Consider the following 15223-nt stretch of genomic DNA (forward strand, 5'->3'; position numbering starts at 1 on the left):
AATCAGATTCCATAAATTACATCTTAGCACAAAAGCTGATATATTTACGAATAATTCGTATAACCAAGCCTTTGTGATGATAAAATATGTACTCTTATTGTGGTTGACCTTATTGTGCCTGACGCAGCTTTACGCACAACACAATCCAAAAATTACAGGTGAAGTAATGGACATAAAAGAAAAAGCCAAACTGGAAAAGGCTTCTGTCGTATTGCTTCGTTCCAGAGATTCTGTAATGCAGAGCTATGCCCGCACAGGCGAGAATGGTAAATTTTCTATAACCGCAAAAGATACAGGTGAGTACCTGTTGATCATAAACTATCCCCAATATGCCGATTTTGTAAAAAAGATACATATTCAGGAGCAGGCCATTGATATCGGGGCAATAAGTATGTCTAAAACGGCTATTCTGTTAGAGGAGGCTCAGGTAACTGGTCGTATACCTGTCGTGATAAAGGGAGATACGATTGAATATGACGCCGCCAGTTTTAAGGTTGAGGAAGGTTCGAAAGTAGAAGAACTGCTAAAAGTGCTTCCCGGAATAACAGTGAATGCAGACGGATCTATTACAGCACAGGGAAAGACGGTAAAAAAAGTTCTTCTGGATGGAGAAGAATTTTTTGGAGACGATCCTACTTTAATCACTAAGAATATCCGCTCGGATATGGTTTCTAAAGTTCAGGTTTATGAAAAGAAATCTGAAATGGCAACACGAACAGGTGTAGATGACGGGGAACGAACACAAACTATTGATATCCGTCTCAAGGAAGAAAGTAAAAAAGGTATGTTTGGGGAGTTGAAGGGCGGTATTGCTCCAGAAAAGTACTATTCAGGCTCTGCGGTCATTAATAAGTTTAAGGGAGCGCAAAAAATTGCCCTTTTCGGAGTTACAGGTAACGAGGGCACGGTTGGATTAGGTTATTTTTCTAATCAGAGATTTGGTGTTGGCGGATCGGATGATTCTTCCTTTGAAGGAGGTGGAATTGTTATCCGGGCAGGGGGAGGAGATGAAGGATTCAATGGAGAATATGCAGGTGGAGGGATCCCGACAGCCATAAACTCAGGAATTACATTCAGTGATAAGACGAAAGACAATAAACAAAAGATCAATTCCAATTATAAATATTCCCGACTGCAGGTAGATAACACCAGTTCATCGTTTAGCCGGGATGAGTTACCGGGATTTTCAAAAATTGAAAATAATACATCTAAGACCAGTAATCTGAATAATGGTCACCAGGCTGGATTACGGTATGATCTGGAACTGGATTCCAGCTCTAATATCACCTTTAATGTAGGATATAAACTGAATAAAAGAGAGAATACTTCTTTTTCTGAAGGTCTGGAACAAACGCTGGAATACGAACCGATCAATAAAACGGAAGGCCGCTCATTCAATAAGAATACAAATGAAAATGCAGACTTATCTGCCTATTACACTAAAAAGTTTAGAAAACCGAAACGTTCTCTTACGCTACGGATAGCTGGAAATATAACCAGGCAAAAGGATGAAAACCAGTATTTTTCCAGTGTTGAATACGTGAATCTGGACAGTCTTGACGTTATTGATCAATTCAAACGTAATTCAGTAAATAATGATCAGCTGACTTCTTCTTTTAATTATTCCGAACCTTTGAGTAAGTCGATTACGGCAAATGTCGGCTACGAATATGCCTGGTATCAATCAAAAACACTTGACCAATCTTTTAACAAAGATCCGCTTACAGAGGAATACACAGATCTCGATGAGAGCGTACTGAATGATTTAACTTATCACAATTACCGTAACACAGGTAATCTCGGCTTTAACTATATCGCTGATAAACTTACAGTTAGTATCAACAACAGACTGACTTCGTCTGCTAATGTAAGAGATGACTATGGAGATCAATCTAAACTGGATGTGACGCAATTGTCTTATAATCCTAATGTGAACATCAACTATAAGCTTAGTAAAAGTAAAAGCGTACGACTTAATTATTCCGGAAATACATTGCAACCTTCCTTGAGCCAGATAAAGCCTTTGCGTCAGAATACAGATCAAAGAACCGAATTTCTGCCTAATGAGGATTTAGAGGGAGGATACAGAAATAACCTTTCCGCTTCCTTTAATTCGTACCGTCAACTCAAACAGCAATCCTTCTTTTTGAATGCAAGTATCGGAAATGTGGTGGACAATATCACTTCGTTTGTGACGCTAAATCCCACGACGGGGCAACGGACATTACAGTATGTAAATGTATCCGATAAACAGAATCTTAATGCAAATATCTACGGATCGTTTTCTTTTACAGCGTTCAAAAAATTAGATTTGAAAGTGTCTCCGAGCCTTTCAGCCAGTTATAACAGGTCTTATAATTATGTGACGACTACTGCTTCGGAACCGGAGCTTAACCGCAGTGAGCGAATGAATTACTCTTTCGGTCTCGGAGTTTACAGATATGCTAAGACAGGGTTTAATTTTAATGTAAATCTCAGACCGGGTTTCAGCAAAATGAATTCAAGTATTCAGCCTCAGCTTAACAATAATGCCTTTACCATCAGTAACTCCGGAACATTTAGTTATATCTTCCCTCAGGACTTTAAACTGAGTATTGATGTTAACCAAAATTACCAGGGAGCGACAGGTGTATACGCAAAACCAATTCACAATATGTATGTGAATTCTTATGTATCCAAGAAGTTTTTCAAAGATAAAAGTCTGGAGACTCAGGTATCCGTCAATGACCTTTTTAATGAAAGAAATGGTATTAACAGAAGTCAAAGCGGCTCTACTTTTTTCGAAACTCAAAACAATGTCATAAATAGATTTTTTATGTTTAGAGTCATTTATAATTTTACCACAATGAAGGGAGGTAGTAAAAATGAACAATAGATTTGTATTTCTTGCTTTGCTTTTGTGCTTATTAACGGTGAAATGTGTTCAGGCACAATATGCCTTTTTTCCTGAAAACGGAACCATTACCTACGAGCGTAAGTTTCATCTGCATAATTATGTCAAGAATCAGCTCAAGAAATCTCAAAATTTGGGTGGGTATTCGGGCATCTATTTTGATGGTCTGTTGAAAAATTCACCTGCTGAGCTGATAACTAAAAATACCCTGAATTTTAATACTACGGAAACATTTTTTGAAAATGTTAAAGAAGAATTTCCGGCAAACCAACGCTATCTCCTGCAAAATCAGGAATATTACAGTGACACCAAAACATACAGTAATTTCAAAACAGGAACTTTTAAAAAACTGCTGTCCTTTGGGGAAGACGAATTGCAGCTGGCAGACAGTATAGCTGAAATTAAATGGAAGTTTACAGATGAGTACCGAAATATTCTGGGATACGATTGCAGACGTGTAAACGGAGTAATGCAAGACTCTGTCTATATTGTAGCCTTTTATACCCCTCAGATTCCTGTGTCAGGAGGCCCGGAGCTGATAAATGGTCTGCCGGGAATGATACTTGGAGTGGCTATTCCGTCCTATAACCTAAATTATTTTGCTACTAAAGTAGAATTAAGTCAGGTGGCCGTGCCTACTAACGTTACAAAAAATAAAAAAGCTGTTCCTCAGACAAAGGCTGAGATTTCGAAGAAATTAAAGGAACTGATGAAATGGATGGGAAACAAAGATTTGCAACGGCTTTTCTTGTAGCACCGATGGAGCTTTTCAGGACCTCTCTTAGCATAAGGGGATAGCCCCTTGTGCTAAGAGATAAAACCTTTTACATATTGTTGTGTCACCTCATGTTTTGGATGCAGAAGTACCTGCTCTGTTTTTCCGAATTCCAGAATTTCTCCATTATATACGAATGCGATATAATCTGATACACGTCTGGCCTGTCTGAGAATGTGCGTTACAAGTACGATGGTGTAATCTTTTTTCAGATCGATAAGTAAGTTTTCAATAGTCTGTGTAGATACAGGGTCCAGAGCAGATGTGGATTCATCTCCCAGAATAATTTCGGGCTCTACTGCCAAACCCCGTGCGAGGCAAAGGCGTTGTTGCTGACCAATAGATAGCCGTGTCGCTGATTGATCCAGCCGGTCTTTCACTTCTTCCCAAAGCCCCACATTACGTAATTGTGTTTCTACGATAAGTTTTAATTTTTTACGGTCTCTGGTTCCGTGTATACGTGGTCCGTAAGCAATATTGTCAAAAATAGACATCGGCAAAGGGAAAGGTCTTTGCGAGAGCAATCCCATTTTTTTCCGAATGTGTGTTACTTCAGCTCCTTTGGCATAGATATCTTCTCCATTGACCAGTACTGATCCGGTGATATCTACACCATCAATATCATCCAGCAGTCTGTTTAATGTCTTCAAAAGAGTGGTTTTACCACAGCCGGAAGGCCCTATAATCGAAGTGACGGAATTATTTGGCAAAGCCAGATTGATATTCTTCAGAATATGGTTGCCCTCTATGTACACATTGAGGTCTTTGATTTCCAGATGGGGACGGCTCAAGGTTGTTATATTTTGTGTTTCTTCTGTTTCGATTGAAGGATATGAGTGCATAACACGATAATTAAGATGATCAATGATAAAATAAGCGCCGAAGCATATGCCCGTCCCTGTACTTCAGGAATAGGACTGCTCAATTGAAAAAAAATAGCTAACGGAAGCGTTGCCGCTGGTTCGTCAATGTATTTGGGTAAATTGTCACTAAAGCCTGTTGTTAACAGCACACCAGCCACATCTCCGATGGAGCGTCCGAAAGCCAGTAAAATAGCGGTCAGTATACCAGGTCTGATGTAACGGATAAATATCTTTGCTACTTCCCATCGGGTTGTGCCCAGAGATAAAGTAACATGTTTCAGGTCGCCGGGAATTGTTTTAATAAGCTCATCCACAGTGCGTACAACGATAGGAATGGTTAATAATGTAATGGTGATAATTCCCCCCAGAAGAGAAGCACGGATCCCCAACCATACCATCAGACTAAAGGCTACCGCTCCGTAAACAATAGACGGGATCCCAAACAATACATCAAACAGCAATTTGGATAATTGCGCCAGCTTTGATCCGTTACGTACATATATATTCAGATAAATGGCAATAGGGATACCGATAAGGGTAGACAGCAGCGTCGCTGCACCCGCCAGATAAAGAGAGCCCAGTATGGCATTCAGAATCCCGCCTTCCTTTCCAATATAAAAACCTCCCTTTGGTACCTGTGTAATCATATCCCAGGAGATATAAGGTAAGCCTTTGTATAATATTGTCCCCAGGATAAAGAATAAAGAACCTGTTACAGCCATCCCGGACAGGCGCATAAGGGTCTTTGCTACCTGCTCTTTGAATAATCTGGTTTTTACATTAGCCATTGTATTTTCCCTCCAGTTTGTTGAGGATCAACCTTGATATCAGATTGAATCCAAAAATAATTACGAATAATAATAAAGCCGCAAACATAAGAGCGGAGTCATATAGCGGAATGGACATCATCTCCCCGAAGTTATTAGCGATTAGTGCAGGAATAGGATATCCGGCGTCAAATACAGAAGTCGGTATTTTGGGGACATTCCCGCAAACCATAAGTACAGCTATTGTTTCACCGAATGCTCTGGAGATGGCCAGTACTGTTGCGGCAAAAATACCGGGTTTGGCTTTTATTAATACCACCTTTTGTATCGTTTCCCATTTTGTTGCACCTAAAGACATGGATGCAGACTTCAATTCATAAGGTATAGTCTGCAGAACCTCCACCATTATACTGATCATGATCGGAAAGATCATGACTGCCAGTACCAGTCCGCCGGATAGCACTGTATAACCGGAAGTCGTGACTCCGAAGACGGGTGCTATATAATCCTGTACCGCAGGAACGATAAAGAGTACACCCCAGACCCCGTACAATACCGGAGGTATGGCTGCCAGAACGTTTACAAGTGGCAGCATCATATTTCTCAAAGATTTTCCGGCATACTCTGTAAGGTACACTGCTGTAAGAATACAAAGAGGTGCTGCGACAAGAACCGCAATAAAGGTGACGGATAACGTCCCCATAATAAAAGGTAGAAAACCAAAAAAACCTTTCATCGGAGACCATACTTTCTGTGTCAGCAAAGATGCAACACTGGTCGATTCAAACAGCGGTACAGATTTAGCAGCCAATCCGATACCAATGAGTGCTACTACTGAAATAGATGCGATCAGCAGCACTAATGTGGATTTCTGTATGATTTTATCTTTAAGTATTCTATTAATAAGCATGTTAAAGTTTTTTCAGTTCTTCAGCGATTATATCTTCGTGCAAGGGCACATATCCGTTTTCCAGCAGGATACTTTGGGACTGTTTTTCTAACACAAAAGAGATGAATTTTTTCAATAACAAAGACTTTGGCTTTCCATGTGTGATAAATGAAAGACTACGTGCAGGAGGAGAAGGGTATTTATTCAGCGCTACAGCCTCTGTAAGATCATTTATATTCGTGTAGAAGCTTTCCTCTGAGTCAATCTTTCCATTTGCATTCAGATCCAATGGCAGGACATCTATTCGCTCTGCAGTTTTTTTGGTTTTGAGATCATATACGTAATTGATATTGTTAAAGCCGATGGCATTTGGATCATCTTTGATAGCCTGAGCAATACCGGGATCCCCGAAAATTCCTACTCCTTTCAGATCTTCCTGCTTATGTCCGAAAAAATTTGCCCAGGTTTCTGCAGCACCCGCTGCATCCGAACGCACATATATCACTATAGGATCTGTGGTGAAAGCCGGATCAATATCGTTCCACCGTTTGTATTTTTGATTAATAAACAGATCTTCCAGTTCCTTTTTAGTCAGGCCTCTATTCAGCAACTTTTGATAATTTGGATTTTTACTGTTGATTGTACAGATCACGGCGTCTTTGGCTACATCTATCGGGAATGCACCGCGTTCAATTTCCTGGGGATGCAGATCTCTGGAAATCAACCCGATGTCAACCATTCCTGTCAAAGCATCTGCGATCCCTTTACCTGCACCGCCGGCTGAAATATTAAACCGGACATTAGGGTGTATTTTCTTGAAGTCCTCACTCCAGATAACAGCGAGAGGGTAGAGTGCAAAAGCTCCTGAAATGGAAATATTTCCTTCGTAACCTTTCTCTTCGCTATATCCGTCTTTTACTTTTGGAGCACAGGAATTCGTTAAAATAAGTGTTAATATGCTTAAAATTAGAGTTTTATTTTTCTTAAATGGCATCTACTTAAAGTCTATAGAAATACTCTTGTAAATTTTATAATGACAAATATATATTAAATTGGTAGATATTATAGGTTTTAAAAAAATTATTTTTACATTTGATCCGTCATCAGTCATGAAGACCAAAGAATAAATCATTAAGTGTATGCAAAGTTTCCGTACTGAATTAGAGAATCCCGTAGTGGAGCAAGAGATTATTGATCTTGAAAAAAAGATTCGTCTGTTTAAAGAAGGCAAATTGCCGGAAGAAAAATTCAGATCACTTCGTCTTGCAAGGGGAGTTTATGGACAGCGTCAGCCTGGTGTACAGATGGTGCGTATCAAACTGCCGTTTGGTAAGGTTACTTTTAAGCAGATTCTTAAAATTGCAGATATTTCAGATGAATATGCGAGCCGCAATCTGCACTTTACAACGCGTCAGGATATACAGATTCATTATGTAAGTCTGGATCGTACACCTGAATTGTGGGCCAAATTAGCAGAAGATGATATTACCCTGCGCGAAGCGTGTGGAAATACGGTACGTAATGTCACTGCCTCCGCTACTGCAGGTATAGATCCGAATGAACCGTTTGATGTATCACCTTATGCGCATGCGACATTTGAGTATTTTTTACGCAATCCGGTCTGCGCTGAAATGGGGCGTAAATTTAAAATGTCCTTTTCTTCCGCAGAAGATGACACCGCATTTTCATATATACATGACTTAGGTTTCATTCCTAAAATCAAAATTATCGACGGGAAAGAAGTTCGTGGGTTCAAAGTTATGCTTGGTGGAGGATTAGGCTCACAACCTTTTCTGGCAAGTATTACCAATGAATTTCTGCAGGAGGATGAACTTATCCCTTATATAGAAGCGACATTACGGGTATTTGACCGTCATGGCGAACGCAATAATCGTAATAAGGCTCGCTTTAAATACCTGATCCAGAAACTGGGTCTGGAAGAAGTGATTCGCCTGATCGAAGAAGAGAAAATAGCAAATAAGGTAAAGCGCTACGAGGTAGACCGTACACGTATAGTACAACCTGAAGCTCCGGATACGGATGCATTAGCGGCCCTCGATCTTAGTGATTCCGAAGCTTATGTGCTTTGGAAAGACACCAATACTTTTGCGCAGAAACAGGAAGGCTACTACGGTGTATTTGTAAAGGTATCAACAGGAGATCTGCCTACTGCCAAATCCAGAGAACTGATAGAAGGTTTACGTGGATTGATTGCAGACGATATCCGTATTACACAGAATCAGGGTTTGCTGTTAAAATATGCTACTGCAGCATCTTTACCACATATTTTCAATTTATTAACACAGCTTGAACTGGCTTCTCCTGGTTTTGAAAGCACCGCAGATGTCACGACCTGCCCGGGTACAGATACCTGTAATCTTGGTATTTCCAACAGTACTGAAATGGCGCGGGTTATTGAAACCTATATACAGGAATTTCATCAGGACTTTATCTATAACCGTCGGCTGAAAATCAAAATATCAGGCTGTATGAATTCCTGTGGTCAGCATGGTCTAGCACATATAGGATTTCATGGAAGTTCTGTAAAGGCTAATGGCAAAGTCGTTCCCGCTGCTCAGGTTATGATCGGGGGCGGAACAATAGGTGATGGCTTCGGAAGAGTTGCAGAACGTATTATTAAAGTGCCAACCAAACGTGTCCTGCATGTGGTGGATCTGGTATTGAACGATTATAAAAAAGAAGCAATCGGAGAAGAGGATTTTCACGCTTACTACGATCGTCAGGGTAAGAATTACTTCTACACGCTGTTAAAGCCACTTTCAGACCTGACCAATTTGTCTGAAGATGAATATATAGACTGGGGACATCAGGAAACATTCGCTACAGCAATCGGTGTGGGAGAATGTGCCGGTGTAGTGATAGATCTTGTCGCTACCCTTATATACGAAGCGGAAGAAAAAATAACGTGGGCAAAATCAGCCTATGCGGAAAATAAATATGCAGATGCGATTTATCATGCATACAATGCCTTTGTACAATGTGCCAAAGCTTTATTATTAGAAAAAGGAATCAATGTAAGTACGCAGAACGCCGTGATTCAGGAATTTAACACCCACTTTGTACAGGCAGGTGAATATTCATTTGATCCGTCATTTGCAGATACAGTGTTGCAGATCAGTAAAAATGAACCGGGACAGGTATTTGCGGAGGCTTATCTGACTCGTTCGCTATCCTTTTTCAATGAAGTATACGCTAATAAGAATTTAATACAACAGGTACAAGAAAGTTAAGAGGGAGCACATGAACATACAAGCAAAAGTTACCTTAGTGGGAGCCGGCCCCGGAGATCCGGATTTGATCAGTGTCAAAGGACTAAAAGCGATTCAGCATGCCAATGTTATTCTGTATGACGCATTAATCAGCGGAGAACTGTTGGATCATGCACGAATAGACTGTGTCAAGATATATGTAGGCAAGCGTGCAGAGCAACTCTCGGCCTCTCAGGATGAAATAAACCGCTTACTTGTGGATTATGCCGTCAATTACGGAAACGTTGTCCGTCTCAAAGGTGGCGATCCTTTTGTATTCGGAAGAGGTGGTGAAGAAATTGATTTCTTACGTGAGCATAATATTGAAACTGAAGTTATTCCGGGCATATCGTCTTCTATAGGACTGACCGGATTACAGCAGATTCCTTTGACATACAGAGGTATCAGCGAAAGTTTCTGGGTAATCACCGGTGCAAAATCTGACGGATCTATGTCTTCTGATCTCGAGCTGGCAGTACGCTCAAATGCGACTGTAGTGGTGCTTATGGGTTATGGCAAACTGCGGGAGATTGTAGCGCTTTATCAACGCCACAACAGAGGTGACCTTCCTGTTGCATTAATCCAAAACGGATCCTTGCCCAACGAAAAAGTAGTATTAGGTACGATTAACGATATTCTGGATGAATCGCAGGAACGCCGTATTGGTGTACCGGCCATTATTGTATTGGGTGAGGTCGTAGCCAAACACCGTGAATTTAACAAGATCAAAGAACAAGCATTGGCATTGTAAATGAATACACTGTTTCCTATATTTATCAAGCTTAATCAGATCCGTACCCTTTTGATAGGCGGAGGTGCTGTGGCACTTGAGAAATTTCAGGCACTTACAGCACAGGACAGCCAGGTACAGCTTACTATTGTAGGAAAAGAGATTAAGCCTGAACTGAAGTCACTGGCGGCAGCTTATCCTCATGTCGAGCTATTCGAACGTGAATTTACAGCTGCAGATTTATTAAATAAACAACTGGTGATCTCAGCAACCAATAATCCGGAATTGAATGAAGAAATCCGGGTATTGACCCAACAACAGAATATCTTACTTAATGCAGCAGATAAGCCGGCTTTATGTGATTTCTACCTTGGATCTATTGTACGAAGGGGAAATCTTAAGGTAGCTATTTCTACAAATGGAAAATCTCCGACAATCGCTAAAAGAGTGAAAGACCTGTTGCAGGATCTTTTACCGGAAGAGATTGATGAAACACTGGAACTGATGAGTCAGCTGCGTGATAAGCTAAAGGGAGACTTTGAGTATAAAGTTAAAACGCTGAACGAACACACAAAAAGTTTGATTGAACAGGATGGATATTAATACGATAAAAGCAGCATTAGCAGGAAAAGAAGGTGCGGAGTTGCTTCGTGAGCTAAGTATACAGTACCCCGGCCAGGTTGTATTTTCTACTTCATTCGGTATTGAAGATCAGATTATCACAGAATGGATAGGTCAGAATCATCTGGATATTCAGGTATTCACACTGGATACCGGACGCCTGTTTAAAGAGACTTATTCGCTTTGGAGCCGTACACTGGACCGGTTAGGATTACCTATACGTTCGTATGCTCCGAATGAGGAACTGCTGCAGGAGTTTGTTTCGGCCAAAGGGCCGAATGCTTTTTATGAATCGGTAGACAACCGTAAACAGTGTTGCCATATCCGCAAAATTGAACCTTTGCGCCGGGCATTGGCCGGATATAAGATATGGGTGACCGGGATTCGTGCCGAACAATCGCCAAATCGCCATGATATGGACTTTGTGGAGTATGATGAAGTCAATCAGATTATAAAAGTACATCCTTTATTTGCCTGGAGTTTTGATCAGGTAAAACAGTATGTCAAAACAGAACATATCCCGTATAACAGCCTGCATGATAAGGGATTTCCGAGCATAGGCTGCCAGCCCTGTACACGTGCGGTACAGGAAGGCGAGGACTTTAGAGCCGGACGCTGGTGGTGGGAAGATCAGAGCAAGAAAGAGTGTGGTTTACATATTACAACAAAATAATAAAGTAGCATAGATGGATTATTTAGATCATTTGGAGGCAGAAGCCATTTATATCCTGCGTGAAGTAGCTGGTCAATTTGAGAATCCTGCGCTGCTATTCTCCGGAGGAAAGGATTCGATTACACTGGTTCATTTGGCAAAAAAAGCCTTCAGACCAGGAAGATTTCCTTTTCCGCTGGTACATATCGATACAGGACACAATTTTCCCGAAACCATTGAATACCGTGACTGGCTGATTAATGAATTGGGTGAAAAACTTATTGTAGGATATGTACAAGACAGTATTGATGCGGGCAAAGTGGTGGAACAGAAAGGTAAAAATGCCAGCCGTAACGCCCTTCAGACGGTCACTTTACTGGATACAATAGAAAAATATCAGTTTGATGCCTGTATAGGAGGAGCAAGAAGAGATGAAGAGAAGGCAAGAGCAAAAGAACGTATCTTTTCGGTGCGTGATGAGTTTGGACAATGGGATCCGAAACGCCAGCGTCCGGAGCTGTGGAATATCCTGAACGGAAAGATTCATAAAGGAGAAAACGTACGTGTATTTCCGATTTCAAACTGGACGGAACTGGATGTATGGAATTATATCAAACGGGAAAATATAGCCTTGCCGAGCATCTATTTCAGTCATGAAAGAGATGTCGTGACACGCAACGGGCAGCTGATGGCAGCGGCACCTTTTCTGCATATTGATGAGGAAGATGTAGTCGAGCGTAAGTCAGTAAGATTCAGAACTGTAGGTGATATGACATGTACGGCTGCTGTAGATTCTAAAGCGGTAGAACTTGATGATATTATCGCCGAAATCAAAGCTTCTACAGTCAGTGAACGTGGTGCACGTATGGATGACAAAGTCTCTGAAGCGGCGATGGAAGACCGTAAGAAAGCGGGCTATTTTTAACCTGATTAAAAAATAGAACCGATCTTATTTCAGGTGATATAAATTATTCAATTCTCAAGACAAACGACTAAAATGAATATACTTAAGTTTATAACAGCAGGATCTGTAGATGACGGCAAAAGTACGCTGATCGGACGCCTGCTTTATGATACAGACTCTATATTAGACGATCAGCTGGAAGCTATTCAGAAAGCGAATCGTAAGAATGATGACGGAACGGTGGATCTGGCGATTCTGACTGACGGACTGAAAGCGGAACGTGAGCAGGGTATCACTATAGATGTGGCCTATAAATATTTTCAAACGGAAAACCGGAAATTCATTATCGCTGATGCTCCCGGACACATTCAGTATACCCGCAACATGGTAACAGGAGCGTCCAATTCAGACCTGATTATTGTACTGATTGATGCCCGTAAAGGTGTTATTGAACAAACAAAACGCCATTCTTTTTTGGCTAAATTACTATCCCTGAAGAAGGTTTTGGTATGTGTCAATAAAATGGATATGGTGGATTATGAGCAGGCTGTATTTGAAAATATAAAGCATGACTACGAACAACTGGTCCAAAAATTAGGACTGACACATGTGGATTATCTGCCTGTATCAGCCTTAAAGGGTGATAATATCGTCCATAAATCGGATCGTATGAACTGGTATGAGGGGCCGTCGTTGCTGGATTATCTGGAATCGGTTGAATTTGAGGAGAATACAAATGAAAACTGGCGGTTTCCGGTACAATGGATTGTTCGTCCGCAGACGGATGAATTACACGATTACCGCGGTTATGCTGGAAGAGTAGTGGGAGAGGGGTTGTCCGTTGGTGACAAGGTGCTGATCCTGCCTTCAGCTACGGAGAGCAGTATTAAAGCGATTGAACTGGATGGAAAGCATCTTGAAAAAGCTGAAAACGGACAATCTGTAATTGTGCATCTTGCTGATGATGTGGATATTAGCCGCGGAGATGTTATTGTTTCTGCAGAAAATCCGGCACTTGCCGAAAGACAATTTGAAGCAAATATTTGTTGGTTCGACAACAAGCCTCTGGATATCAGTCAGGTATATTTGATACAGTATCACAGCAAAGTGACTAAAGTCAAGATTCAGGATGTGCTTCATAAGATTGATATCAATACGCAGGAATATTTGTACAATGAACCGATCAAACTCAATGATATTGGAAAAGTAGAAGTAAAAGCAGCTGAGGATATTATTTTTGATCGTGCATCTGATAATCCTGCAAATGCCCGCGCCATCTTGATTGATCCGCGAACCAATCTGACTGTCGGTGCATTGATTATTGAAAATGTGGCTTAAATAAAAAATTATACAAAAAATATAAAAACGGACTTCAGGATTTGAAGTTCGTTTTTTTTGTTTTAGGATTTTTCAGATGTTGATTGTAAGGACTAATGCTTTTAATAATATTCCACACTTTCTAAAAGAAAATATGGAATTGACTCACACCTATAGAATTTAAGAATATTAAAAGCTGTTGGATTTTGTGATAAAAATATGCAAGGGTATGAGCTTGTCGAAATTATTACTTAACATAATATAAATTATAAGACATTTATATATACATAAATTTTACAGGATTCAGTCATTCTACAGTTCGTTTACTGCATCCAATGCATAATGACTGAGTTCTTCAATGGCTTTGGTAAAGACTTTGATCTGCCATGTAGAAAAATGACGTAAGTTGGCAGACTGCTCGTGGTTTTGAAATATAGTATTGGGCGTGGTAAATACCATGCTGGGTATCAGATACATGACCGGCTTCATATCTTGCATATACATGGTGAGCAGTACCAATAAATCCACTCGTGGTGTATAGTCGTAATCACGTTGATTAATACTAATGCTACGGACTTCGTCCAAATCGAGGAAGCACAAAATGACTTCGTACGTATTACCATTTTGTGCTATAAATTTGATCCGATCTTTTGAAACTTGCTCTGGCAATGGCACATAACCAAATTGTTTTAATTTTTGAATTAAAGCCACCTTTGCCTCTGTATGTATGAATTCTTCTGCCATCTTATCCCCTAATTTGTACTTTTTGCATCTAATGCACACCAGTTTACTTAACATAATGTTTTGTAATTTGTCCCAAATTTGAGATGTAAATATTATTTAAGAGCCTGTATATATATAGTAGTCCCCTACTCTTTTAATTTGATTTGCGTATTTATGATTTATAAATGTTTACTGTTTAATCTATACGGTTTCCCGTAATTCTAGGTCTTTTAAATGACTTATATTTGTTTCTGTTAATGCTTTTGCCTCTTTATTGTAAAGCCTATGAAATATTATTTCATTATAAGTATTAATTATTTTAACTAAAAATATTATATTTGAGATTAGTAACCAAACCAATATGCCAAAATTTAAAACAATTCTTAAATATAGAAACCTAAAGCGTTTCCGTGAAATGCTGGGCATCAAACAAGACGCCCTAGCCTACGAATTAGGCGAAGATTGGAACCAAAAGAAAATCTCTCTCCTCGAACAAAAAGAGTCTGTAGAAAAGGATATTTTAGAACAAGTGGCTAAAATACTTAATGTACCTACAGAAGCCATTGAGAATTTTGATGAAGATTCGGCAATCAATATCATAGCTAATACTTTCCATGACAGTGCTGTCGCAAATACTTTTACAGAGGGTGCGCAGGCAAACTTCCATTGTACATTCAATCCTCTTGACAAAATGGTAGAGCTATACGAGCGTATGCTTGAACAGCAAAAGGAAATGATTGAGAAGTTGGAGAGGTTGATTGAGGGGAAATAGAGATTAAAAAAACTGTGATGAAAAGCTTGCATGCTCTGATTTTTTTCA

General features: G+C 40.1%; 14 protein-coding genes. 9 read left to right on the plus strand and 5 right to left on the minus strand.

Annotated elements, in window-relative coordinates; genetic code table 11:
* Nucleotides 1-76 precede the first annotated feature (76 nt).
* Complete coding sequence (locus B4B65_RS11465; RefSeq protein WP_293916769.1) at nucleotides 77-2875, plus strand: outer membrane beta-barrel protein; 2799 nt, start codon at nucleotides 77-79, stop codon at nucleotides 2873-2875.
* Nucleotides 2865-3647, plus strand: a complete 783-nt coding sequence (locus tag B4B65_RS11470; RefSeq protein ID WP_293915742.1) for a GLPGLI family protein — start codon at nucleotides 2865-2867, stop codon at nucleotides 3645-3647. Before B4B65_RS11465 ends, B4B65_RS11470 begins: the two co-directional genes overlap by 11 nt.
* 53 nt (nucleotides 3648-3700) lie before the next feature.
* Here the strand turns inward: B4B65_RS11470 and B4B65_RS11475 are convergent, their stop codons facing one another.
* Genes B4B65_RS11475 through B4B65_RS11490 form a run of 4 tightly spaced genes read right to left on the minus strand, consistent with a single transcriptional unit; the run spans nucleotide 3701 to nucleotide 7181 of the window.
* On the minus strand, nucleotides 3701-4510 hold the full coding sequence (locus tag B4B65_RS11475; protein WP_313271122.1) for a phosphate ABC transporter ATP-binding protein: 810 nt from the start codon (nucleotides 4508-4510) through the stop codon (nucleotides 3701-3703).
* Nucleotides 4465-5319: a PstA family ABC transporter permease gene (locus B4B65_RS11480; protein WP_293915744.1), complete on the minus strand. Its 855-nt coding sequence runs from the start codon at nucleotides 5317-5319 to the stop codon at nucleotides 4465-4467. The genes B4B65_RS11475 and B4B65_RS11480 overlap by 46 nt, the downstream gene beginning before the upstream one ends.
* Entirely contained in the window at nucleotides 5312-6208 is an 897-nt protein-coding gene (pstC, locus tag B4B65_RS11485; RefSeq protein ID WP_201679175.1) for a phosphate ABC transporter permease subunit PstC, read from the minus strand. The genes B4B65_RS11480 and pstC overlap by 8 nt, the downstream gene beginning before the upstream one ends.
* A 1-nt stretch (nucleotide 6209) precedes the next feature.
* On the minus strand, nucleotides 6210-7181 hold the full coding sequence (locus B4B65_RS11490) for a PstS family phosphate ABC transporter substrate-binding protein (protein WP_293915745.1): 972 nt from the start codon (nucleotides 7179-7181) through the stop codon (nucleotides 6210-6212).
* Between the two features lie 145 nt (nucleotides 7182-7326).
* Here B4B65_RS11490 and B4B65_RS11495 point away from each other — a divergent pair, with 145 nt between their 5' ends.
* From B4B65_RS11495 to B4B65_RS11520, 6 genes are all read left to right on the plus strand, one after another.
* The gene (locus B4B65_RS11495) at nucleotides 7327-9438 is read left to right on the plus strand and encodes a HEPN domain-containing protein (RefSeq protein ID WP_293915746.1); all 2112 of its coding nucleotides are present in this window, start codon (nucleotides 7327-7329) and stop codon (nucleotides 9436-9438) included.
* 10 nt (nucleotides 9439-9448) lie between these two features.
* A complete protein-coding gene (cobA, locus tag B4B65_RS11500; RefSeq protein WP_201679178.1) occupies nucleotides 9449-10207 on the plus strand; it encodes a uroporphyrinogen-III C-methyltransferase in 759 nt (252 codons plus the stop codon).
* Nucleotides 10208-10789, plus strand: a complete 582-nt coding sequence (locus tag B4B65_RS11505; RefSeq protein WP_293915747.1) for a precorrin-2 dehydrogenase/sirohydrochlorin ferrochelatase family protein — start codon at nucleotides 10208-10210, stop codon at nucleotides 10787-10789.
* Nucleotides 10779-11480, plus strand: a complete 702-nt coding sequence (locus B4B65_RS11510; RefSeq protein ID WP_293915748.1) for a phosphoadenylyl-sulfate reductase — start codon at nucleotides 10779-10781, stop codon at nucleotides 11478-11480. The genes B4B65_RS11505 and B4B65_RS11510 overlap by 11 nt, the downstream gene beginning before the upstream one ends.
* 13 nt (nucleotides 11481-11493) lie before the next feature.
* Nucleotides 11494-12384, plus strand: a complete 891-nt coding sequence (cysD, locus tag B4B65_RS11515; protein WP_293915749.1) for a sulfate adenylyltransferase subunit CysD — start codon at nucleotides 11494-11496, stop codon at nucleotides 12382-12384.
* A 72-nt stretch (nucleotides 12385-12456) separates the two neighbouring features.
* Entirely contained in the window at nucleotides 12457-13701 is a 1245-nt protein-coding gene (locus tag B4B65_RS11520) for a sulfate adenylyltransferase subunit 1 (protein ID WP_293915750.1), read from the plus strand.
* Nucleotides 13702-13992: 291 nt separating this feature from the next.
* Here B4B65_RS11520 and B4B65_RS11525 read toward each other — a convergent pair whose 3' ends face one another.
* A complete protein-coding gene (locus B4B65_RS11525) occupies nucleotides 13993-14463 on the minus strand; it encodes a hypothetical protein (RefSeq protein WP_293915751.1) in 471 nt (156 codons plus the stop codon).
* Nucleotides 14464-14764: 301 nt separating this feature from the next.
* Here B4B65_RS11525 and B4B65_RS11530 point away from each other — a divergent pair, with 301 nt between their 5' ends.
* Nucleotides 14765-15175 (plus strand): helix-turn-helix domain-containing protein, encoded by a 411-nt coding sequence (locus B4B65_RS11530; protein WP_293915752.1) that lies wholly within the window; start codon nucleotides 14765-14767, stop codon nucleotides 15173-15175.
* Nucleotides 15176-15223: the final 48 nt, after the last annotated feature.

Origin of the sequence: Sphingobacterium sp. UBA5789 (assembly GCF_002418355.1) — a bacterium.
Lineage (GTDB): Bacteria > Bacteroidota > Bacteroidia > Sphingobacteriales > Sphingobacteriaceae > Sphingobacterium.

What these genes read in the sequence shown, in the direction of transcription:
- B4B65_RS11520 (WP_293915750.1), top strand. Translation starts at nt 12,457, where the DNA reads ATGAATATACTTAAGTTTATAACAGCAGGATCTGTAGATGACGGCAAA.
- cobA (WP_201679178.1), top strand. Translation starts at nt 9,449, where the DNA reads ATGAACATACAAGCAAAAGTTACCTTAGTGGGAGCCGGCCCCGGAGAT.
- cysD (WP_293915749.1), top strand. Translation starts at nt 11,494, where the DNA reads ATGGATTATTTAGATCATTTGGAGGCAGAAGCCATTTATATCCTGCGT.
- B4B65_RS11470 (WP_293915742.1), top strand. Translation starts at nt 2,865, where the DNA reads ATGAACAATAGATTTGTATTTCTTGCTTTGCTTTTGTGCTTATTAACG.
- B4B65_RS11490 (WP_293915745.1), bottom strand. Translation starts at nt 7,181, where the DNA reads ATGCCATTTAAGAAAAATAAAACTCTAATTTTAAGCATATTAACACTT.
- B4B65_RS11465 (WP_293916769.1), top strand. Translation starts at nt 77, where the DNA reads ATGATAAAATATGTACTCTTATTGTGGTTGACCTTATTGTGCCTGACG.
- B4B65_RS11495 (WP_293915746.1), top strand. Translation starts at nt 7,327, where the DNA reads ATGCAAAGTTTCCGTACTGAATTAGAGAATCCCGTAGTGGAGCAAGAG.
- B4B65_RS11480 (WP_293915744.1), bottom strand. Translation starts at nt 5,319, where the DNA reads ATGGCTAATGTAAAAACCAGATTATTCAAAGAGCAGGTAGCAAAGACC.
- pstC (WP_201679175.1), bottom strand. Translation starts at nt 6,208, where the DNA reads ATGCTTATTAATAGAATACTTAAAGATAAAATCATACAGAAATCCACA.
- B4B65_RS11510 (WP_293915748.1), top strand. Translation starts at nt 10,779, where the DNA reads ATGGATATTAATACGATAAAAGCAGCATTAGCAGGAAAAGAAGGTGCG.
- B4B65_RS11505 (WP_293915747.1), top strand. Translation starts at nt 10,208, where the DNA reads ATGAATACACTGTTTCCTATATTTATCAAGCTTAATCAGATCCGTACC.
- B4B65_RS11475 (WP_313271122.1), bottom strand. Translation starts at nt 4,510, where the DNA reads ATGCACTCATATCCTTCAATCGAAACAGAAGAAACACAAAATATAACA.
- B4B65_RS11530 (WP_293915752.1), top strand. Translation starts at nt 14,765, where the DNA reads ATGCCAAAATTTAAAACAATTCTTAAATATAGAAACCTAAAGCGTTTC.